Origin of the sequence: Pseudomonas sp. BF-R-01, from assembly GCF_019946615.1 — a bacterium.
Taxonomy (GTDB): domain Bacteria; phylum Pseudomonadota; class Gammaproteobacteria; order Pseudomonadales; family Pseudomonadaceae; genus Aquipseudomonas; species Aquipseudomonas migulae.
In genome coordinates, this window is record NZ_JAGYFX010000018.1 from 1 (window position 1) to 20483 (window position 20483).

17 protein-coding genes and 1 pseudogene are annotated in these 20483 nt (G+C 59.9%); 14 read left to right on the plus strand and 4 right to left on the minus strand.

Features of this window, described 5'->3' with window-relative positions; all coding sequences use genetic code 11:
- Positions 1 to 194: 194 nt before the first annotated feature.
- Together KGB27_RS09570 and KGB27_RS09575 are read left to right on the plus strand one after the other, a co-directional pair.
- Entirely contained in the window at positions 195 to 1997 is a 1803-nt protein-coding gene (locus tag KGB27_RS09570; protein WP_223554154.1) for an acyl-CoA dehydrogenase, read from the plus strand.
- Between the two features lie 200 nt (positions 1998 to 2197).
- A complete protein-coding gene (locus tag KGB27_RS09575) occupies positions 2198 to 2944 on the plus strand; it encodes a hypothetical protein (RefSeq protein WP_207284701.1) in 747 nt (248 codons plus the stop codon).
- A gap of 72 nt (positions 2945 to 3016) precedes the next feature.
- Here KGB27_RS09575 and KGB27_RS09580 read toward each other — a convergent pair whose 3' ends face one another.
- From KGB27_RS09580 to KGB27_RS09590, 3 genes are all read right to left on the minus strand, one after another.
- Positions 3017 to 4951 carry a methyl-accepting chemotaxis protein gene (locus tag KGB27_RS09580; protein ID WP_223554156.1) on the minus strand — a complete coding sequence of 645 codons (1935 nt, stop codon included), beginning with the start codon at positions 4949 to 4951 and terminating at the stop codon, positions 3017 to 3019.
- 100 nt (positions 4952 to 5051) lie between these two features.
- Positions 5052 to 5354 (minus strand): cell division protein ZapA, encoded by a 303-nt coding sequence (locus KGB27_RS09585; RefSeq protein ID WP_008025105.1) that lies wholly within the window; start codon positions 5352 to 5354, stop codon positions 5052 to 5054.
- Positions 5351 to 5560 carry a hypothetical protein gene (locus tag KGB27_RS09590; protein ID WP_008025106.1) on the minus strand — a complete coding sequence of 70 codons (210 nt, stop codon included), beginning with the start codon at positions 5558 to 5560 and terminating at the stop codon, positions 5351 to 5353. Before KGB27_RS09590 ends, KGB27_RS09585 begins: the two co-directional genes overlap by 4 nt.
- Positions 5561 to 5964: 404 nt before the next feature.
- Here KGB27_RS09590 and KGB27_RS31540 point away from each other — a divergent pair.
- The 6 genes and pseudogenes from KGB27_RS31540 to trxC all read left to right on the plus strand — a co-directional run.
- A pseudogene (locus tag KGB27_RS31540) lies at positions 5965 to 6720 on the plus strand (MCP four helix bundle domain-containing protein); the annotation flags it as partial.
- Positions 6712 to 7575: a methyl-accepting chemotaxis protein gene (locus KGB27_RS31545; protein ID WP_407013414.1), complete on the plus strand. Its 864-nt coding sequence runs from the start codon at positions 6712 to 6714 to the stop codon at positions 7573 to 7575. The pseudogene KGB27_RS31540 and the gene KGB27_RS31545, both read left to right, overlap by 9 nt.
- Before the next feature lie 251 nt (positions 7576 to 7826).
- The gene (locus tag KGB27_RS09600; protein ID WP_008025108.1) at positions 7827 to 9569 is read left to right on the plus strand and encodes a potassium/proton antiporter; all 1743 of its coding nucleotides are present in this window, start codon (positions 7827 to 7829) and stop codon (positions 9567 to 9569) included.
- 34 nt (positions 9570 to 9603) lie between these two features.
- Entirely contained in the window at positions 9604 to 12954 is a 3351-nt protein-coding gene (gene mscK, locus KGB27_RS09605; RefSeq protein WP_008042036.1) for a mechanosensitive channel MscK, read from the plus strand.
- Positions 12955 to 13002: 48 nt separating this feature from the next.
- Positions 13003 to 14466, plus strand: a complete 1464-nt coding sequence (gene selO, locus KGB27_RS09610; protein ID WP_223554158.1) for a protein adenylyltransferase SelO — start codon at positions 13003 to 13005, stop codon at positions 14464 to 14466.
- 85 nt (positions 14467 to 14551) lie between these two features.
- Positions 14552 to 14986 (plus strand): thioredoxin TrxC, encoded by a 435-nt coding sequence (gene trxC, locus KGB27_RS09615; RefSeq protein WP_008042033.1) that lies wholly within the window; start codon positions 14552 to 14554, stop codon positions 14984 to 14986.
- A 133-nt stretch (positions 14987 to 15119) separates the two neighbouring features.
- On the opposite strand, the gene KGB27_RS09620 is transcribed toward trxC, so the two are convergent.
- Positions 15120 to 15890, minus strand: coding sequence for a ParA family protein (locus KGB27_RS09620; protein WP_008025116.1), 771 nt, complete (start codon positions 15888 to 15890; stop codon positions 15120 to 15122).
- 355 nt (positions 15891 to 16245) lie between these two features.
- Between KGB27_RS09620 and KGB27_RS09625 the strand changes: the two genes are divergently transcribed.
- From KGB27_RS09625 to KGB27_RS09650, 6 genes are read left to right on the plus strand one after another with little or no spacing between them, the layout of a single operon-like run.
- Positions 16246 to 16971, plus strand: coding sequence for a beta-ketoacyl synthase chain length factor (locus tag KGB27_RS09625; protein ID WP_008042032.1), 726 nt, complete (start codon positions 16246 to 16248; stop codon positions 16969 to 16971).
- Positions 16947 to 17756: a lysophospholipid acyltransferase family protein gene (locus KGB27_RS09630; protein ID WP_008025119.1), complete on the plus strand. Its 810-nt coding sequence runs from the start codon at positions 16947 to 16949 to the stop codon at positions 17754 to 17756. Before KGB27_RS09625 ends, KGB27_RS09630 begins: the two co-directional genes overlap by 25 nt.
- Positions 17737 to 17997, plus strand: coding sequence for a phosphopantetheine-binding protein (locus KGB27_RS09635; protein WP_008025122.1), 261 nt, complete (start codon positions 17737 to 17739; stop codon positions 17995 to 17997). The genes KGB27_RS09630 and KGB27_RS09635 overlap by 20 nt, the downstream gene beginning before the upstream one ends.
- A 9-nt stretch (positions 17998 to 18006) precedes the next feature.
- Positions 18007 to 18261, plus strand: a complete 255-nt coding sequence (locus KGB27_RS09640; protein ID WP_008025124.1) for an acyl carrier protein — start codon at positions 18007 to 18009, stop codon at positions 18259 to 18261.
- Entirely contained in the window at positions 18258 to 18803 is a 546-nt protein-coding gene (locus KGB27_RS09645; RefSeq protein ID WP_008025126.1) for a hypothetical protein, read from the plus strand. Before KGB27_RS09640 ends, KGB27_RS09645 begins: the two co-directional genes overlap by 4 nt.
- A complete protein-coding gene (locus tag KGB27_RS09650) occupies positions 18800 to 20482 on the plus strand; it encodes an acyl-CoA synthetase family protein (RefSeq protein ID WP_223554160.1) in 1683 nt (560 codons plus the stop codon). Before KGB27_RS09645 ends, KGB27_RS09650 begins: the two co-directional genes overlap by 4 nt.
- The last annotated feature ends 1 nt before the right edge of the window (position 20483 follow it).

Here is a 20483-nt window from a genome sequence, read left to right on the forward strand (position 1 = left end):
GCTCGCGATAGCGGTGTGTCATCCGACACATGTATTGGATGAAACACCGCTATCGCGAGCAGGCTCGCTCCCACATTTGTTTTGTGGTGCCTGTTAAGTCGTCGCTCTGCCCTACCATCACGCTCATCAATCATCCTGTTCAGCCTCTATCCCCACGCCTAGACTCGGTCCATTCCAAAAAAAGGTAGGCCGCCATGTCCGAGACGTTGCTCAGTTCCCGCAATCTGGCTTTCGAGCTGTATGAAGTCCTCGACGCCGAAGGCCTGACCCAGCGAGAGCGTTTCGCCGAGCACAATCGCGAGACCTTCGACGCCGCCATCGGCACCGCTCGCAGCATTGCCGAGAAGTTTTTCGCCCCGCACAACCGCAAGGGCGACGAGAACGAGCCGCGCTATGAGAACGGTCAGGCGATTCTGATTCCGGAAGTGAAACCAGCGGTGGATGCCTTCCTCGAAGCCGGTTTCCTCAACGCCGCGCGCAGTTTCGACGCCGGCGGCATGCAACTGCCTACGCTGTTGTCCCAGGCGTGTTTCGCGCACTTCCAGTCAGCCAACGCGGCCTCGACTTCATACCCGTTCCTGACCATGGGTGCGGCGAACCTGATCGAAAGCTTCGGCACCGAGGAACAGAAGCAGCGCTTCCTGCAACCGATGATCGACGGCCGTTTCTTCGGCACCATGGCCCTGACCGAGCCCCATGCCGGTTCGTCGTTGTCGGATATTCGTACCCGCGCCGAGCCCGCTTCTGACGGCACCTATCGACTCAAGGGCAACAAGATCTTCATCTCCGGCGGCGATCACCCGCTGTCGGAAAACATCGTGCACATGGTGCTGGCCAAGTTGCCGGACGCACCGGCCGGGGTGAAAGGCATTTCGCTGTTTATCGTGCCCAAGTTCCTGGTCAACGATGACGGCAGCCTGGGCAAGCGCAATGACGTGTTGCTGGCCGGGCTGTTCCACAAGATGGGCTGGCGCGGCACCACGTCCACGGCACTGAACTTCGGTGATAACGGTGAGTGCGTCGGTTATCTGGTGGGCAAGCCGCACCACGGTTTGAGCTACATGTTCCAGATGATGAACGAAGCACGGATCGGCGTCGGCATGGGCGCGGTGATGCTCGGTTACGCCGGTTACCTGTATTCGCTGGAGTACGCCCGCGAGCGTCCGCAAGGCCGCGTGCCGGACAGCAAAGACCCGAACACCGCGCCGGTGGCGATCATTCAGCACGCCGACGTCAAACGCATGTTGCTCACGCAAAAGGCTTACGTCGAAGGCTCGTTCGACCTCGGGCTGTACGCGGCGCGACTGTTCGATGACACCACGACGCTTGCGACCGAAGCCGAGCGCAAACAGGCCCATGAGCTGCTGGACTTGCTGACGCCAATCGTCAAATCCTGGCCGTCGGAGTTTTGCCTGAAGGCCAACGAACTGGCGATCCAGATTCTCGGCGGTCACGGTTATACCCGCGAATACCCGGTTGAGCAGTATTACCGCGACAACCGTCTGAACCCGATTCATGAAGGCACCCACGGCATTCAGTCACTGGACTTGCTGGGCCGCAAACTGGCGCAGAACGGTGGTGCGGGACTGAAGCAATTGATCCGCCTGATCGCCGACACTGCCGAGCGGGCGCAAGCGTACGAATCGTTGAATGCGCTGCGTGAACCGCTGGAGAAACTGGTGGCCCGCCTGCAAACCGTAACCCTCGGTTTGCTGACCGACCTGGCTCAAGGCAAGGTCAACAGCAGCCTGGCGAATTCGGCGCTGTACTTGAAGGTGTTTGGGCACACAGTGATTGGCTGGCGCTGGCTGGAGCAGGCGATTCGCGCCGAAGAAGGGTTGACCAAGGGGAATGCGGCGGATGTGAGCTTCTATAAAGGCAAGCTGCAGGCGGCGCGGTATTTCCTGACCTGGGAAGTGCCGGGTTGCCACCATGAATTGGCGATTCTTGAGGCTCTGGATGATGTGTGTTTGAACATGCAGGATGAGTGGTTCTGAGCAACTGATTCAGTGCAGAGTATTGGTAATGCATTGAGTGTTCATTTTGAAACACGCCAACTCTGCACTCGACACACCTGTTATTTCTGACAGCTGTGTAATCAAGGCAGCTCCGATAGGCTGGATTCCCGACGTCACACTATTTGTCGGCAACGACGGACATCACCCTGTCCGTCGGTCCTCCTATTTGAGAGAGCATGATGAATACGCCAAACACACTTGCAGACAAAACAATCAAACTCCCAGGACTTGTCAGCCGTGACTATTGCGTTCTGGCATCCATTTCAGCTGGGCCTGGAAGAGCGGGAACGATTTGGACCGATTCCAAAGGGATTGAATACATCGTCCTCGACAAGAATTATCACAGGCCGTCAAACGAACAGTCCCTTATCACTATTGAGATGGTTTCCGTTGGCGCCACCGGTGAGAAGAAAGCTTCGGAGAGTACTGAAACAACGGCTGTCGGTATGATGGAAATCGTTTCGCCCGACGAGCGATATGAGTGGGACTACCTCGTCGGGTACAAGGACTACGAGGCCATGTCTGCCAACGAGTGGCTAAGCGTTGTCTATGGCTTCCCTGCCGCAGAACGCACACCAAAAATAGACCCTTATATACGGCTCACCCACGACCAATTCATTCTGGCCACCAGAGTGGGTGACAAGGTAAGAGGTAGTCGCAACAGCACCGTCACAGGCAAAGAGTATCGCTGGCAAATCGATAACGGCTATCGCGTAACCGTCAAAACAGAGGGTGATACCCAAATTGGTAATCGGTTGTTTAACCGCGATGACATGTTCAGATCAATGACCAGTGGCGACACCTATATCGATGAACAACAACGTTCCTGGGTCGTGAGAGAGAAGCGGGTTTTTTATATCGATACCGTCAATGGTGCTGAGGTATATGGGAAAGAGCTTTTGGTCTCGTCATTCGTTTCTGACTGATCATCAGCGCCCCGAGAGCGCACAAACTATCGTCGCGCTCTCGGCCAGCCTGTGCTGCCTGGGACTCGAAACTCAGCTCAACCGAAACCCACCCATCTGCCGCGCCAAATCATCCGCCAACCGCTGCAACGTCTGACAATCCTCTCGGCAAGCCCTGACCTCCCCTGCCGTCGCCCGAGCCAAGTCGGAAATCCCCTGCACGTTGCGGTTGATCTCTTCGGTTACCGCCGACTGTTCTTCCGTCGCGGTCGCGACTTGATGGTTCATGTCGCTGATGCGCTCGATCTGCCCGGTAATCGCGGTCAGCGACGTCCCGGTGCGCTGGCTCGATTCGACACCGGTGCCGGTCGCCGCTTGACCGGTGTGCATCGACGACACCGCGTTCTCCGCACCTTGTTTGAGGCTGCCGATTATTTGCTGAATTTCATCGGTGGACGTTTGAGTTCGCCGCGCCAGCGTCCGCACTTCATCTGCCACGACGGCAAATCCACGGCCCATGTCTCCAGCCCGCGCCGCTTCAATAGCCGCATTCAACGCCAACAGGTTGGTCTGCTCGGAAATCCCGCGAATCACCGCCAACACCTGATCGATCGACGCCACCTGATCAGCCAGTTCGCCCACCGCACTGGCGGCGACACCGATTTCATCGGACATGCTTTCAATATGTCGGATCGACCCACCGACCACTTCCCGCGCCTGCATCGCTTCGTCGCGAGCATCCTGCGAAGCAACCGCCGCGTTACCGGCGTTCTGCGCGATTTCCTGCACGGTCAGGCCCATTTCGTGGACGGCGGTGGCAACCATGTCGGTCATTTCCTGCTGACGCCCGGAGCGTTCGGCGGTGTTGTCCACAACCTTCGCCACCTGGCTGACGGCGGTGCGCAAACGCTCACTGGTGGTCAGCACTTCGCCGATCATCTCGCGCTGGCTGTCAAGGAATCGATTGAAGCCGCGTGCCAGGTCACCCAGTTCATCGGCGCGGCTGGAATCTAACCGGTGGGTCAAATCTCCACCACCGCTACCGATGGCTACCAGCGCCGCTGTTACCTGACGAATCGGCCGCACCAACCCACGGGCCAGCAACACCACCAGTAACAGGCATACCAGCGCCACCGCCAGGCCAATGCCGCTGCTCATCCACATGGCGCGGCGGGCTTCGGCGTAGATCTGCGACTGTGGCACTTCGGCCACCAGGGTCCAGCCCAGATCCCTCAGCGGCAGGCTCAACGCGAGGAAGTCTTCGCCATCACGCACGAAGCTGCTGCTGGCAGCTTTTTGACCCATGACTGCCTGCGCGGCCGACGCACCGATTTGCTCGACCAAGGTGCGTTTGCCACTGAATTGCGCTTCGGGGTGAACCTGGATCAAACCGTCGGAACGCACGAGATAGACCTTGCCGCGCTCACCGAAGGTGAAGTTGTGAATCAGCTCCGACAGCTCTTTCATGCTCAGGCCAAGCCCGGCAACGCCCACGACTTTGCCGGCCTGCTCGACCTTGAGGTCGATGAACAGCGCCAATTCTCCGGTGGCTGTGTCGTTGTCGATATTGAGGGTGCGCGGCTGGTTGCTGTCGAGGAACGAATAGAACCAGGCGTCTTTGGGATTGGAACGGCTAAGGCTGCGGTCCAGGCCTTTTTCAGTGAAATAGTGGTTTGAAGCCGTACCGACAATTAATGCGGTAAAGGCTTTGTGTTCGGCGCGGATGCCTTCCAGATACTGCACGAACGCGGCGGTCTGATCACTGTTTTCGCCCCCGGCGAGCCAGTCGCGCACCATGCTGTTGCTGGCGATGTCCTTGGCGGCGGTGAGGGGTTGAACGAGGATGCGCTCGATGTCGTTGCGCATCGCTTCGATGCTCGACGGCAGCGCTTGTTCGACCAGGTAGCTCTGGGCGAGACGGTTGACCACGAGGGTATAAACGCCAACCACGATCAGAATACTGACCAGCAGGGCGGTGCCCATACTGAGGATCAACTGCCATTGAATACTGCGACGCCAGAACTGCATGGAGCACCCCCAAAGAATAAGAGGCTGAAACACTGCAACAGCCGTGCCGATTGTATACAACGCAAACGACAATTTATTCTTTGGTTGTGCGCAAAGCCGATCAGGCCTGATTGATCGTCTTGGAGATCACTTCAACCGTGGCGCTGACTTGCTCTTGGTAACGGTCGAGTTCGAGCTTGTGCTGCTTTTTCATTTCGATCTGCTGAGAACACAGATTCATCGCGGCCAGCACCAGCAGTCGGTCACCGATCAGGGTCGGGTACTTTCTTTTTGTGTCAGCCAAAGCAGCCTTCAACATCAATGCGGCGTCCAGCAGGGTTTGCTCTTCCCCGGCCGGCGCCTTGATCGAATAGTCCTCCCCCAGGATCGAGACGACTTTTACCCCTGCGGCGCCGACACTCATGCGCTGACCGGGCCGGCGCTGACGCGTTCAACCAGGGCCTGGATGCGGGCGGCGGTGGCGCCTTGTTTCTCTTCCTGTTCCATCAGGCTCAGTTGCAGGCTTTCGTTTTCATCCTTGGCCTGGGCCAGTTCTGCACTCAGGGTCTGGTTCTGTTGAACAAGGTCGCTGACCAGTTGTTCCAATTGGCTTAGGGATGCTTCCAACATTTTGATTTTCCAAGCATTTTCAAGGGGCGCGTACGATAAAGAAAAGTCACCACGGATGCCAGGGTTAATGGGGCGCAAGGCCTTGATTTTCCTGGCGGGCGACCTTCCTCGCGAACTTTAAAGACTGTGATTGGCGGATCTGGTTCCTGCACTTCGTCGCCATAGTTCCTGTAGGAGCGATGCTTGCTCGCGAAGGACGTCCAGACAACGCGTTCATCCAGACTGCACGCGTTACCGTTAACGCCCTTCGCGAGCAAGCTTCGCTCCTACAGGAAACAGTCTGACTGCGACAAATACGCGCAGCCCCTCAAGACTTTAGTCGTATGACCGATAAGTCATCCATACGTCAGTCTCAGCGCCGCACAGGTGCGCTCTTTTCGGTAAACACCATGTCCCTTCGTAATATGAATATCGCTCCGCGGGCGTTCCTCGGTTTCGCCCTGATTGGCGGTCTGATGCTGGTTCTGGGGGTGTTTGCCTTGAACCAGATGAGCAAGATTCGCGGTGCTGCCGAGGAGATCACCTTGAGCAGCGTGCCGAGTATCAAAAGCCTCGACGAGTTCACCCAACTCACCTTGCGCCTGCGGGTGCTGTCCTACCGTTTGCTGGTGAACCGCGAGCCCGATGTTCAGCAGAAAACCATGGAGCTGCTGGACACGCGCAACCAACAGATTCGTGCGGCTCAAGCCACCTACGAAAAACTGATCGCCAGCCCGCAGGAACGTGCAGCCTACGATCAATACGTGCAGTTGCTGGGGCAGTACCGCCAGATCGAAGACCGGATGAAAACCCTGTCGCGCAACAATCAGGTCGATGAACTGCGCACGCTGCTCAACACTGATCTGCTGACCAACTCCGAAGCCGTCAACGCGGTGCTCAATCGCTTGCTGGAGATCAACACCCAGCAGTCCCTCGACACCAATCAGCGCGCCGCCGATCAATATGATTCGGCCTTCAATCTGGTGATCACCTTGCTGGTCATCGCCACCGGCCTGACCGTGCTGTTTGCCTGGCTGCTGACCAACAGCATCACCAAGCCAATCGCCAATGCCTTGAGCGCTGCCGAACAAATTGCCGAAGGTAACCTGACTCGCCCGATCACCGTTGATGGCGAAGACGAAGCCGGCCGTTTGCTGCTGGCCATGTCGAAGATGCAAGACAAGCTGCGTGACACCCTGCAGCGGATTTCCGGCTCGGCCACGCAACTGGCCTCCGCCGCTGAAGAGCTCAACAGTGTCACCGACGAAAGCGCCCGTGGCCTGACCCAGCAGAACAACGAAATCGAACAGGCCGCCACCGCTGTCAACGAAATGACCAGCGCCGTGGAAGAAGTCGCGCGCAACGCGGTGAGCACCTCGGAAGCATCGAAGAACGCCACCACGTCGGCCGGTGACGGCCGTGATCTGGTGCAGGAAACCGTCAGCGCCATCGAACGCATGAGCGCCGATGTGCAGAGCACGGCGACACTGATCGGCGATCTGGCCAATGAATCCCGCGACATCGGCAAGGTACTGGACGTGATCCGTGGCCTGGCGGACCAGACCAACCTGCTGGCCTTGAACGCCGCCATCGAAGCGGCCCGTGCCGGTGAAGCCGGGCGCGGTTTTGCGGTGGTGGCGGACGAAGTGCGTGCGCTGGCGCACCGCACTCAGCAATCGACCAGCGAAATCGAACGCATGATCGGCAGCATTCAGACCGGCACCGAGCACGCGGTGGATTCGATGCGCAACAGCACCGAGCGCGCCGAGTCGACCTTGAACATCGCTCGCGGCGCAGGGATGTCGCTGGACACGATCAACAGCGCCATCGTCGAAATCAACGAACGCAACCTGGTGATCGCCAGCGCGGCCGAAGAACAGGCCCAAGTGGCCCGTGAAGTGGATCGTAACCTGGTGAACATTCGTGATCTGTCGGTGCAATCCGCCACCGGCGCCAATCAGACCAGCGCGGCGAGCAACGAACTGTCGCGATTGGCAGTGGACCTGAACACAATGGTTGGACGGTTCAGCCTCTGACCCGCTAACACCACAAATCCCTGTAGGAGCCGGCTTGCCGGCGATGAGGCCCTAAGATTTTGCGATGATCTTGAGGCCGCCATCGCTGGCAAGCCAGCTCCTACAGGGGATTGCGTAATGGCGGATTTCGCGTAGGGCTTTTGATCTGCAAAAGCTTTTTGACAGCATCACATTTCAACAGGTTAGAATCGCTGGCACGCAGACTGCATGGTCAGTGTGTGCCCGCCTTTCAGCTTTCTGGAGTATTGCCTTTGAATGCGACGACCATCAACAGCCTGTTCTTGATCGGCGCGTTGCTGGTAGGTGCGAGCATTCTGGTGAGCTCACTTTCGTCCCGCCTCGGCATCCCGATTCTGGTGATCATCCTGGCCGTGGGCATGGCCGCCGGCGTCGATGGCGGCGGGATTATTTTCGATAACTACCCAACGGCCTATCTGGTCGGCAACCTTGCACTGGCGGTGATCCTGCTCGACGGCGGTTTGCGCACCAGGGTGTCGAGTTTTCGTGTGGCGTTATGGCCGGCGCTGTCGCTGGCCACGGTCGGGGTGTTGATCACCACCGGGCTGACCGGCATGGCCGCGGCCTGGCTGTTCGATCTGAACCTGATTCAGGGCCTGCTGATCGGCGCCATCGTCGGCTCCACGGATGCTGCGGCGGTGTTCTCGCTGCTCGGCGGCAAAGGCTTGAACGAACGGGTCACCGCCAGTCTCGAAATCGAATCCGGCAGCAACGACCCGATGGCGGTGTTCCTCACCGTCACCCTGATCGACATGCTCGCCAGCGGCCAGACCGGCCTGCACTGGAGCCTGCTGACCCACCTGCTGCGCGAGTTCGGCATCGGCGGCGTGATCGGGCTCGGTGGCGGCTGGCTGATGCTGCAACTGGTCAACCGGATCAATCTGGCCACCGGCCTCTATCCGATTCTGGTGATCGCCGGCGGCCTGGTGGTGTTCGCCCTGACCAACGCCCTGCACGGCAGCGGTTTCCTCGCGGTTTACCTGTGCGGCCTGGTGATCGGCAACCGTCCGGTACGCAGCCGCCACGGCATTCTGCACATGCTCGACGGCATGGCGTGGCTGGCGCAGATCGGCATGTTCCTGGTGCTGGGCCTGCTGGTCACGCCGCACGACTTGCTGCCGATCGCCTTGCCTGCGCTGGGCCTGGCGCTGTGGATGATCCTGTTTGCACGGCCACTGTCGGTGCTGGTCGGCCTGCTGCCCTTCAAGGCCTTCCACGGTCGAGAGAAAGCCTTCATTTCCTGGGTCGGCCTGCGCGGCGCGGTCCCGATCATTCTGGCGGTGTTCCCGCTGATGGCCGGTCTGCCCAACGCCCAGCTCTACTTCAACCTCGCCTTCTTTATTGTGCTGGTGTCGCTGCTGGTACAGGGGACGAGCCTGCCGTGGATCGCCAAACTGTTAAAGGTGACGGTGCCACCGGAACCTGCGCCGATCTCGCGCTCAGCCCTGGAAGTGCATGTCACCAGCGAGTGGGAGCTGTTCGTTTATCGCCTCGGTGCCGAAAAATGGTGCATCGGTTCGCCCCTTCGCGAACTGAAAATGCCCGAAGGCACACGCATCGCCGCACTGTTTCGTGGCCAGCAACTGCTCCATCCGTCGGGTAGTACGGTGCTCGAAGTCGATGATTTGCTCTGCGTGATCGGCCACGAACACAACCTGCCGGCCCTTGGAAAACTGTTTAGCCAGGCGCCTCAACGAGGCCTCGATTTGCGCTTCTTCGGCGACTTCGTACTCGAAGGAGATGCCCAGCTGGCGGCGGTTGCTGCCCTGTACGGGTTGAAAGTCGAAGGCATCGATCCGGATATGACTCTGGCCAGCTTCATTGCTCACAAAGTAGGCGGTGCGCCAGTCGTGGGTGACCAGGTGGAATGGAACAACACCATCTGGACCGTCGCGGTCATGGAAGGGAACAAGATCGGCAAAGTGGGCGTCAGATTCCCCGAAGGAAGTCGCCCGGGTCCGGGACTCTTCCTCTAAACTTCATTCTTCGTCTCGTTTTCGATCGGTCTCTATGTCAACCCTGCGCACCTTTTTCATCATGGCCCTGCTGGGCTTGAGTCTGTCTGTCGGCACACTGCAAGCGGCGGAACCACCGTCCAGCGAAGCCGTGCAGGCGAGCCTGGACAAGATCGCCGACCGCAAACTGCCGGAAGCCGATCAGAAAGCTCTGCAAACGTTGCTGCAAAGCACGCTGACTCAGCTCAACAACAAGCGTGATTACGAGCGCAAGCTGGCCGATCTGAAGCAGCAACTCGCTACCGCGCCCAAGCAGAACATCGAGAACCAGCGCGAGCTGACGCGCCTCAAAGCCAGCAGCGTCATCCCTGTGGCGCAACGCTATGGCAAAGAATCCGTGCAGCAGCTCGAGCAGATGCTGACCGAGCGCGCGACCCAGCAAAGTGATATGCAGAAAGCCCTCGCCGATGCGAACAGCCTGGTCATTACCGCCCAGACCCGCCCTGAGCGTGCCCAGGCTGAAATTTCCACCAGCCAGACGCGCATCCAGCAGATCAATAACATCCTCAAGGCCGGCAAAGACAACGGTAAGACCTTGAGCAGCGAACAGCGCGACCTGCTCAATGCCGAACTCGCGGCACTGAATGCACTGATCCCGCTACGTCGCCAGGAACTGGCCGGCAACAGCCAGTTGCAGGACCTGGGCAACAGCCAGCATGACTTGCTCTCGGAAAAATCCGACCGCCTGGATCGCGAAATCCAGGAGCTGCAAAACCTGATCAACCAGAAACGCCTGGCCCAGTCTCAGGAGACGGTGACGCAGCAGTCTATCGAAGCGCAGAAGTCCGGCGGCAGCGCCCTGCTGGCCACCGAAAGTGCGGCAAACCTGAAGCTTTCGGACTACCTGCTCAAGAGCACCGACCGTCTCAACGAAGTCACCCAGCAGAACCTGCAAACCAAGCAGCAACTCGACAACGTAACCCAGAGCGATTCGGCCCTCGACGAGCAAATCAGTGTGCTCAAGGGCAGCCTGCTGCTGTCGAAAATCCTCTACAAACAGAAACAGGGCCTGCCGCGCCTCAAGGTCGACCGCGACCTGGCCGACCAGATCGCCGACATCCGCCTGTATCAGTTCGAAGTCAGTCAGCAACGGGAATTGCTCAGCAACCCGGCGACCTATGTCGACAACCTGCTGTCGACTCAGCCGCCCGAGCAAGTCACCCCGCAACTGCGCAAGAGCCTGCTGGAACTGGCCACGACCCGCGCCGACCTGCTGGAGCGGCTGAACCGCGAACTCAGCGCGGTGCTCAACGAATCGATCACGCTGCAACTCAATCAGAAACAACTGCTCAGCACCGCGCAAAGCCTGCGGGCGACCCTCGACGAACAGATGTTCTGGATTCCCAGCAACAAGCCGCTCGATCTTGAATGGATGCGCGGCGTGCCGGAACGTCTGCAACGCCAGGTGGCGACCCTGCCGCTGGCGTCGAGCGTGAGTGAATTGATTGACGGCCTGACTCAGCGACCGCTGCTGTTTCTCCCGCTGGTACTGGTGATCGGCGCCCTGCTGTGGCGGCGCAAAAGCCTGTATGCCCGACTGAACAAGGTTCACCAGGACATCGGCCACTTCAAACGTGACAGCCAGTTGCACACGCCGCAGGCGATTCTGGTCAATATTCTGCTGGCATTGCCGGTTGCGCTGGGCCTGGCCCTGTGTGGCCTGGCCCTGCAAATCGACGCTCGGGGGCAGAACGCCAACATGGGCGCGGCGCTGCTGCAAATGGCTCAGGCCTGGCTGGTGTTCTACACCGCCTACCGGATCCTCGCGCCGGGCGGCGTCGCCGAACTGCATTTCCGCTGGGAAAAGCCTCAGGTCGAATTCCTCCAGGGCTGGGTCCGCCGTCTCGGGCTGGTGGTCATGGCGTTGGTTGCGGTGGTGGCCGTTGCCGAGCTGCAACCGGCGGGGCTGGCCGATGACGTGCTGGGCATGCCGGTCGTACTGATCTGCTACGCCTTGATGACCTGGCTGCTCAGTCGATTGCTGATCAGCAGCCCGACGCACGAAAACGCCTCGTTGTTCCGCAAAGCGGTCGGGGTCATGTTCACCGTCCTGCCTGTCGCGTTGTTCGTGGCGGTGTGCTTCGGCTACTACTACACCGCGCTGAAGCTCAGCGACCGCTTGATCAACACGCTTTACCTGCTGATGTTCTGGCTGGTGATCGAAGCCACGTTCGTCCGCGGCCTGAGCGTTGCGGCACGCCGTCTCGCGTACCAGCGCGCCCTGGCCAAACGCCAGGCAGCGAAAGAGGCCGGCGATGGCGAAGCGGTGATCGAAGAGCCGACCCTGGACATCGAGAAGGTCAACGAGCAGTCGTTGCGCCTGATTCGCCTGGCGCTGCTCGGCGGCTTCATCGCTGCGCTGTACTGGGTCTGGTCCGATCTGATTTCGGTGTTCTCGTACCTCGACAACATCACCCTCTACGAATACACCAGCGGCACCGGCGCCAACATGAGCATGGTGCCGATCAGCATCGGTGACATGCTGGGGGCGCTGATCATCATCGGCATCACCTTCGCCCTCGCGCGCAACTTGCCAGGGCTGCTGGAAGTGTTCGTATTGTCGAAGCTGAACCTGGCGCAGGGCAGCGCCTACGCCACGACCACGCTGCTGTCTTACGTGATCGCCGGCATCGGTTTCGTCTCGACCCTGTCCACGCTCGGCGTGAGCTGGGACAAGTTGCAGTGGCTGGTGGCGGCGCTTTCGGTGGGACTTGGCTTCGGGATGCAGGAGATTTTTGCGAACTTCATCTCCGGGATCATGATCCTGTTCGAACGCCCGGTGCGGATCGGCGACACGATCACCATCGGCAACCTGTCGGGCACGGTCAGCAAGATCCGCATCCGCGCCACGACCATCACCGACTTCGACCGCAAGGACATCATCGTCCCGAACAAGACGTTCATCACCGGGCAACTGATCAACTGGTCGCTGACCGACACCATTACCCGGGTGACCTTGAAGCTCGGCGTCGATTACGGTTCGGACCTGGACCTGGTGAAAGAACTGCTGCTCAAAGCCGCCCGGGACAACCCGCGCGTGCTGAAGGATCCGGAGCCGCACGTGTACTTCCTGAACTTCGGCGAAAGCACCCTCGACCACGAGCTGCGCATGCATGTGCGTGACCTCGGCGACCGCAACCCGGTACTCGATGAGGTCAACCGCTTCATCAACCGCGAGTTCAAGAAGCAGCACATCAACATTTCGTTCCGGCAGATGGAGGTTTACCTGAAGAACCTGCACGGCCAGGAATACAAAATGGTGCCCATCGAGCCGGAAGCCAAAACCATCGTGCCGATGGCCGACGGCAAACCGCTGCAAGAGCCGCCGCCCGCCAAACTCGACTAACCGCCCTATCCCTAGCAGAATGCTCGGACATTCTGCTGGAGATGGCCGGTGAAAGCCCTCGACGAACTGACCTTCGATAATCGCTTCGATCGCCTGGGCGATACATTTTCTGCCCACGTACTGCCCGAGCCTATCGACAACCCGCGCCTGGTCGTCGCGAGCCCTGCCGCCATGGCGCTGCTCGACCTTGATCCGGCCGAGGCCGAAACCCCGGAGTTCGCCGAGCTGTTCAGCGGCCACAAGCTGTGGGCCGATGCAATTCCGCGGGCGATGGTGTATTCCGGGCATCAGTTCGGCTCCTACAACCCACAGCTGGGCGACGGTCGCGGACTGCTGCTGGGCGAGGTCTACAACGAGGCCGGCGAGCATTGGGACCTGCACCTCAAGGGCGCCGGCCAGACGCCTTTTTCGCGCATGGGCGATGGCCGTGCGGTGCTGCGTTCGTCGATCCGCGAGTTTCTTGCGTCCGAAGCGCTGCATGCCCTGAACATCCCGACCACCCGTGCGTTGTGCGTGATCGGCTCCGACACGCCGGTGTGGCGCGAAAAACAGGAACGCGCAGCCATGATCCTGCGCCTGTCACCGAGCCATGTGCGCTTCGGGCATTTCGAGTATTTCTACTACACCAAACGCCCCGAAAAGCAGAAAGAACTCGGCGAGCACGTGCTGGCCATGCACTTCCCGGAATGCCTCGAACAGCCAGAACCGTACCTGGCGATGTTCCGCGAAGTCGTCGAGCGCAATGCCGAGCTGATCGCCAAATGGCAGGCTTATGGCTTCTGCCACGGCGTGATGAACACCGACAACATGTCGATCCTCGGCATCACCTTCGACTTCGGCCCGTTCGCCTTCCTCGATGACTTCGACGCCAACTTCATCTGCAACCACTCCGATGATCAGGGCCGTTATTCCTTCAGCAACCAGGTGCCGATCGGCCAGTGGAATCTCAGCGCGCTGGCCCAGGCGCTGACGCCGTTCATCAGCGTCGAAGCCCTGCGCGAAACCCTCGGCCTGTACCTGCCGCTGTTCCAGGCCCATTACCTGGACCTGATGCGCCGTCGCCTCGGCTTCACCACCGCTGAAGACGATGACCAGAAACTGCTGGAACAGCTGCTGCAACTGATGCAGAACAGCGGCGTCGATTACAGCCTGTTCTTCCGCCGCCTCGGCGACGAGTCACCCGAGCTGGCCGTCGCCCGCTTGCGCGACGACTTCGTCGACATCAAGGGCTTTGATGCCTGGGCAGAACGCTATGTCGCCCGTGTTGCCCGCGAAGGTGAAGTTGACCAGCAACAACGCCGCCAACGGATGCACGCGGTCAATCCGCTCTACATCCTGCGCAACTACCTGGCGCAGAAAGCCATCGACGCGGCGGAGAGCGGCGACTATTCAGAGGTTCGCCGGCTGCATGCGGTGCTGAGCAATCCGTTCGAGGAGCAACCGGGGATGGAGGGTTACGCCGAACGGCCGCCGGAGTGGGGGAAGCATTTGGAGATCAGTTGTTCCTCTTGAGTGACTTACGGAATGTCGCCTTGATAACCACCGACTTCGACTCCAGATCAGCTTCACTGATTACCCATTTATTCAGAGCCCGATTATGTCCGAACCACTCCTCATCCCCTGCCCCCACTGCAACGGCCTCAACCGCATCCCCGCCGAGCGCCTCGGCGATCAGCCGAAATGCGGGCGCTGCAAAGCCGAGGTCTTGCTGAGCAAGCCTTTTGAATTGAAACAAGGTGATTACGCCAGTCAGATCAAGGGCGATCTGCCGTTGCTGGTGGACGTGTGGGCGGACTGGTGCGGGCCGTGCAAGTCTTTTGCGCCGGTGTTTGAGCAGGCAGCCAGTCAGTTGGCGGGCAAATGCAGGCTGGCCAAGCTGGACAGCGAGGCGAATCAGCAGTTGTCGGCGCAGTTGGGGATTCGCTCGATTCCGAGCCTGATTCTATTCAAGAACGGCCGGGAAGTGGCACGCCAGAGCGGGGCGTTTCCGTTGCCGCAGTTGATGAGCTGGTTGCGTAGCCAGGGGATTTAAGAACACCTCGATCAATTGTGGGAGCGAGCCTGCTCGCGATTGCTATCTGTCATTCAACATTGATGTTGTCTGACACACCGCTATCGCCGGCAAGCCGGTCTCGCTCCCACAGGTGTTCGGTGTCATCGCGAGATCAGGCATTTTCCAGCAGGCTATGCAGCTCGACGAATTGCTGGGTCAGCTTGTGCCGTGGGTCGAGGTGGATCAGCGGCGTGTTGGCCTGATGCGATTCGCGCATGCGCACCGAAGTGCCCAGGTACACCGGCAGCACGGGCAGCCCTTCGGCAATCAACTCGTCGAGGATTTGCTGAGGCAGGCTGGCGCGGGCCTGGAACTGGTTGACGACGATGCCTTCCACTTCCAGCCCTTCGTTGTGGTCGTCCTTCAATTCTTCGATTTCCGCCAGCAGACCGTACAGTGCCTGGCGCGAGAAACTGTCGCAGTCGAAGGGGATCAGCACACGATCGGCGGCAATCAAGGCAGAAACCGCATAAAAGTTTAGTGCTGGCGGCGTATCGAGGTAGATCCGGTCGTAATCTTCGGCCAGCTCGTCGAGCAGTTTGCGCAGCTTGTTGATCTTGTGTTTCGCCTCAAGCTTGGGTTGCAAGTCCGCCAGTTCGGCGGTGGCGGTGATGACGTGGAGGTTGTCGAAAGGGGTTTCGTAGATATCGACCTGGTTTTTCTTCGAAAACGGGCCTGAAGACAGCGTTTGCTTGAAGAAGTCGGCAATCCCCATCGGAATGTCATTACCGGTGAGCCCGGTGAGGTACTGGGTCGAATTGGCCTGAGCATCAAGATCCACCAACAGGGTGCGATAGCCCTCGCTGGCACTGACCGCCGCCAGATTGCAGGCAATGCTGGATTTGCCTACGCCGCCTTTCTGATTGAATACCACGCGCCGCATGTCAAAACCTCCGTGTATCAAAGAATGACCGAGTGTAGTAGTCCACGGCGTCGCTTAGCTACCTCGCCGGCACAGGGACTACGCAGTCAGGTGCAAACACTCACCAAAAAAGCCGCCTTCTCGTCCGGAAAAATGCTCTCGGCGCCGACAGACATCCGTCCACCGACGTGAATAATGGCCAAACGACAGCTTTTCACGAACCAATCGGTACATTTCGTTGAGCAAAATGTAACCAGCATTTGCTACGCGCTCGCCGCAACGGGATAATGCGCGCCACTCGACGCTCAGCGTCACGTCAGGTGAATCGCCGATTTTGCGACTTGCCGCGTCAAGAAAGCCCGCAGGGGCGGGATGAATGTCTGTGATCAACTTCAACATCGCCCAATGGCGCGCGTGGGCCCCTGGGCTCGAAAGCGTGGACGATTGGCAGGCCTGGAGCCGACAACCGGTCGTGCTGCCAAGCTGCGATGCCGCCCCCGACGTCTCGTTTCTGCCGGCCATGCAACGGCGGCGGCTCAGCCGTCTGGCGCGGATGGCGTTCAGTGTCGGCTGGCCATTGGCCGATGGTCGCCCTGACCTACCGTTGGTCTTTATTTCCCGCCACGGCGAAACCCCGCGCACCTTCGAAATCCTCAGCGATCTGGCCGCCGATCAGCCCCTGTCGCCGACTCAGTTCAGCCTGTCTGTGCACAACGCAGTCATCGGCCTGTGGTCGATCATGCGTGGCGAAACCAGCGAAATGACCGCTCTGGCTGCGGCCGGCGATGGCCTTGAACACGGCATGCTAGAGGCTGCGGCGCTGCTTGGCGAAGGAGCGCCCGCCGTCCTGCTGGTGGTCACCGAAGAGCAGCCACCCGAAGCCTATTCGACCTGGATCGACGACGTGCCCTTTCCCTACGCGGTGGCTTTGTTGCTCACGCCGGGCAACGACTGGCAATTGTCCTTGAACAGCACTTCGGATGAGTTGTCCAAAGCCCACTGGCCCCATGCCCTGAATCTCTTGCGTACCCTGCTGGGCCAGCAGACCACCTGCCAACATGCCTGGAAAAATCGTGTATGGAACTGGCAACGCAATCGGTAACCGAAAAAAACCGCGACGCCTATTACTGGCGTTTGCTGGCCACCGCCGCAAGCTTCACCCTCTTCGGATTGGGCGGGCTCTGCCTGCGCCTGGTGGTATTCCCGGTGCTGGGCTGTCTGCCCGGCGATGCGCAGACGCACCGCTTGCGTGCGCGGCAAACCGTCAGCCGCTGTTTCTGGTTTTTCGTCCGGTTCATGGCCCGCACCGGCGTGCTGACCTACGACATCGAGGGCGCGGAAAAACTCGGCCGCCCCGGGCAAATGATCATCGCCAATCACCCGTCGCTGATCGACGTGGTGTTCCTGATCGGCCTGGTGCGCCATTCCAACTGCGTGGTCAAAAGCAGCCTGTGGGAAAACCCCTTCACCCGTGGCCCGTTACGCTGCACCGAATACATCAGCAACGATGGCAGCATGGACATGCTCGACGCCGCGGCCGACGCGCTGAAAAGCGGCCAGACCCTGATCATTTTCCCCGAAGGCACCCGCACCCAGCCCGGCGAAGCACCCGCCTTCCATCGGGGTGCGGCGTCGATCGCACTGCGCGGTGCGAAAATTCTCACACCGGTGGTCATCAAGGTCAGCCCGACCACTTTGACCAAGGCTGAACCCTGGTATCGGATCCCTAAACGTCGCGTGCACTTCAGTTTCCGTGTCGGGGCCGATATAGACCCACAGGCCTTCGCTGCACAAGGCCCGGCGCCTCAAGCCTCGCGCAAGCTCAATGATTACCTGCATCACTACTTTATTAAGGAGCTCGCCGAAGATGAGCGATCTGCACCGTGAAATAAAACTGTTGATCATCGACGCCCTTGGCCTCGAAGACATCAGCGTCGAAGACATCGGCAATGACCAGACGCTGTTCGGTGAAGGCCTGGGCCTGGACTCCGTCGACGCCCTGGAACTCGGCCTGGCGATCCAGAAAAAGTACGGCATCAAAATCGATGCCGACGCCAAGGACACCCGCAATCACTTCAGCAACGTGGCGAGCCTTGCGGCGTTCGTCACTGCAAAACAGGCAGCTTGAGACCGGACCATGCAAACTCGTGACGACATTTTCAACACCTTGCGCGATGCCTTGGTCGAACTCTTCGAGCTGGATCCAGAACGTGTCAGCCTCGACTCCAACCTGTACCAGGACCTGGAAATCGACAGCATTGACGCGGTCGACCTGATCGATCACATCAAACGCCAGACCGGCAAGAAAATCGCCGCCGAAGAATTCAAATCGGTGCGTACCGTCAGCGACGTCGTCGAGGCGGTCTACCGTCTGGTTCAGCCGGCCGCATGAGTCGACTGATCGGCCTCGGCCTGCTGCTCGCGGGGCTGCTGTACCCTTTCGCGGTGTATTTCGGCATGGAGCATTTCGCCCCGTGGCAGTTCGGCCTGCTGCTGGGCAGCCTGTGGCTGGCGCGAGCGGTGACGGGCGTGCGGCGACCAGGGAGCCTGTGGATGGCCATCGTCGCCATCGTGTTTTGCCTGTTGCTCGCACTGTTCGACAGCCCCGCCATGCTGCGCTGGTACCCCGTGCTGATCAGCGGCTTCATGCTGGTGCTGTTCGGGTTGAGCCTGAAATTCGGCCCGCCGATGATCGAGCGCCTGGCCCGCCTGCGTGAGCCACGCTTGCCGGCCAAGGCCATTCGCTACACCCGCCAGGTCACCATTGCCTGGTGCTGGTTTTTTCTTTGCAACGGTTTGTGCGCCGCCGCCCTGACCCTCTGGGCGCCGCTGAGTTGGTGGATGTTGTACACCGGCCTGATCTCCTATGGGTTGATCGGCCTGATGTTTGCCATTGAATGGCTTATACGACAACGGGTACGAGGCCACCCATGAATTGGATAAAACTTGAGCACCTGTTGCTCAAGGCTCAACCGGAACGCGCCGTGACGGCCGAGCCGGTGCTGAATCACGCACAATTGTGCGAACAGGCCCTGAGCCTGGCCGCCGGCCTGCAAGCGCAGGGTGTGCAGCGCATTGCCGTGCATCTGGAAGACGCCGCCGACCTGGCGATTGCCCTGCTTGGCGCCTGGCGTGCCGGGATCAGCGTATTGCTGCCTGCCGACCTGCAACCCCAGACGCGCCAGCGCTGGTCGAGCGAAGTCGATCTGTGGCTGACAGATCAGGCCGATGACGCTCAGTTGAGCGACTATCGCCATGCGCCGCTAAGTGCAGCAGCACTGGACCTGGATCGCTGCTCGCTTAGCCTGTGCACCTCCGGCTCCAGTGGCGCGCCCAAACGCATCGACAAAAACCTGCGCCAACTGGCCAATGAAGTCGAAGCCCTGGAACACCTCTGGGGCGCCGATCTGGCTGAAGCCTGCATCATCGGCAGCGTCGCCACCCAACACATCTACGGTTTGCTGTTTCGGGTGTTGTGGCCGCTGTGTGCCGGGCGCTCGTTCGTGCGCAAGCAACTGGCCTTTCCGGAAGATTTGCAGCGCGCCAGCCGCGAACACCCGGCCTTCGCCTGGGTCGCCAGCCCGGCGCTGCTCAAGCGCATGGGCGACAACCTCGACTGGCCGGCCTTGAGCGCAGTTCGTCGGGTGTTTTCCTCGGGCGGCGCATTGCCGGCCGAGGCAGCGCAAAGCCTGCAGCAACGCCTGCAACAGTGGCCGACGGAAATCTTCGGCAGCTCGGAAACCGGCGGCATTGCCTGGCGCCAGGGACTTGATTTGTGGCAGCCGTTTGCGGGCATCGAATTGAACCAGGACAGCGATGGCGCGCTGCTCATTGCCTCGCCGTACCTGCCACCCGGCCATATTGAACACACCGCGGATGCCGCGCGAATCGCGGCCGATGGCCGCTTCGAATTGCTGGGCCGTCTGGACCGGATCGTCAAACTGGAAGAAAAACGTATCTCCTTGCCGATGCTGGAACACGCGCTGATGGCCCACGACTGGGTCGCCGAAGCGCGCCTGGGCGTGGTTCAGGAAAATCGCGCATCACTGGGTGCGTTGCTGGTGCTGAGCGAGCAAGGTTTGCATGCCTTGCGCAATCAAGGTCGACGCACCCTCACTCAGGCATTGCGCCAACACCTGAGCCAGCATTGCGAAGCCCTTGCCTTGCCTCGACGCTGGCGTTTACTGCGGCAGTTGCCGCTGAACGCTCAGGGCAAACTGCCTCAGGCCGACGTCGAAGCGCAGCTGCTGGCGCCGCGTCCAAAGGCGCCGCAAGTGCTGGAGCAGGTCGAAGCCGATGGCGAATGGAGCCTGCAACTGGCGGTGCCACCGGACCTCGCCTACTTCAGCGGCCATTTCCCTCAGGCGCCGGTATTGCCCGGCGTGGTGCAAGTGGATTGGGCGTTGAGCCTTGGCCAGCAACTGATGAACCTGCCGGAAAAATTCGCCGGCATGGAAGTGCTGAAGTTCCAGCAACTGGTGCGCCCCGGCGATGAAATCCAGTTACACCTGCGTTTCGATCCGGTACGCAGCAAGTTGTATTTCGCCTATCGCAACGAGACCGCCACGTGTTCCAGCGGGCGGATTTTGCTGGAGGCTTCGAGTGATGCATAAA

Coding starts and splice junctions, on each gene's coding strand:
- KGB27_RS09570 (WP_223554154.1), top strand. CDS start 195: ATGTCCGAGACGTTGCTCAGTTCCCGCAATCTGGCTTTCGAGCTGTAT.
- KGB27_RS09575 (WP_207284701.1), top strand. CDS start 2,198: ATGAATACGCCAAACACACTTGCAGACAAAACAATCAAACTCCCAGGA.
- KGB27_RS09580 (WP_223554156.1), bottom strand. CDS start 4,951: ATGCAGTTCTGGCGTCGCAGTATTCAATGGCAGTTGATCCTCAGTATG.
- KGB27_RS09585 (WP_008025105.1), bottom strand. CDS start 5,354: ATGAGTGTCGGCGCCGCAGGGGTAAAAGTCGTCTCGATCCTGGGGGAG.
- KGB27_RS09590 (WP_008025106.1), bottom strand. CDS start 5,560: ATGTTGGAAGCATCCCTAAGCCAATTGGAACAACTGGTCAGCGACCTT.
- KGB27_RS31545 (WP_407013414.1), top strand. CDS start 6,712: ATGCAAGACAAGCTGCGTGACACCCTGCAGCGGATTTCCGGCTCGGCC.
- mscK (WP_008042036.1), top strand. CDS start 9,604: ATGTCAACCCTGCGCACCTTTTTCATCATGGCCCTGCTGGGCTTGAGT.
- trxC (WP_008042033.1), top strand. CDS start 14,552: ATGTCCGAACCACTCCTCATCCCCTGCCCCCACTGCAACGGCCTCAAC.
- KGB27_RS09620 (WP_008025116.1), bottom strand. CDS start 15,890: ATGCGGCGCGTGGTATTCAATCAGAAAGGCGGCGTAGGCAAATCCAGC.
- KGB27_RS09625 (WP_008042032.1), top strand. CDS start 16,246: ATGTCTGTGATCAACTTCAACATCGCCCAATGGCGCGCGTGGGCCCCT.
- KGB27_RS09630 (WP_008025119.1), top strand. CDS start 16,947: ATGGAACTGGCAACGCAATCGGTAACCGAAAAAAACCGCGACGCCTAT.
- KGB27_RS09635 (WP_008025122.1), top strand. CDS start 17,737: ATGAGCGATCTGCACCGTGAAATAAAACTGTTGATCATCGACGCCCTT.
- KGB27_RS09640 (WP_008025124.1), top strand. CDS start 18,007: ATGCAAACTCGTGACGACATTTTCAACACCTTGCGCGATGCCTTGGTC.
- KGB27_RS09645 (WP_008025126.1), top strand. CDS start 18,258: ATGAGTCGACTGATCGGCCTCGGCCTGCTGCTCGCGGGGCTGCTGTAC.
- KGB27_RS09650 (WP_223554160.1), top strand. CDS start 18,800: ATGAATTGGATAAAACTTGAGCACCTGTTGCTCAAGGCTCAACCGGAA.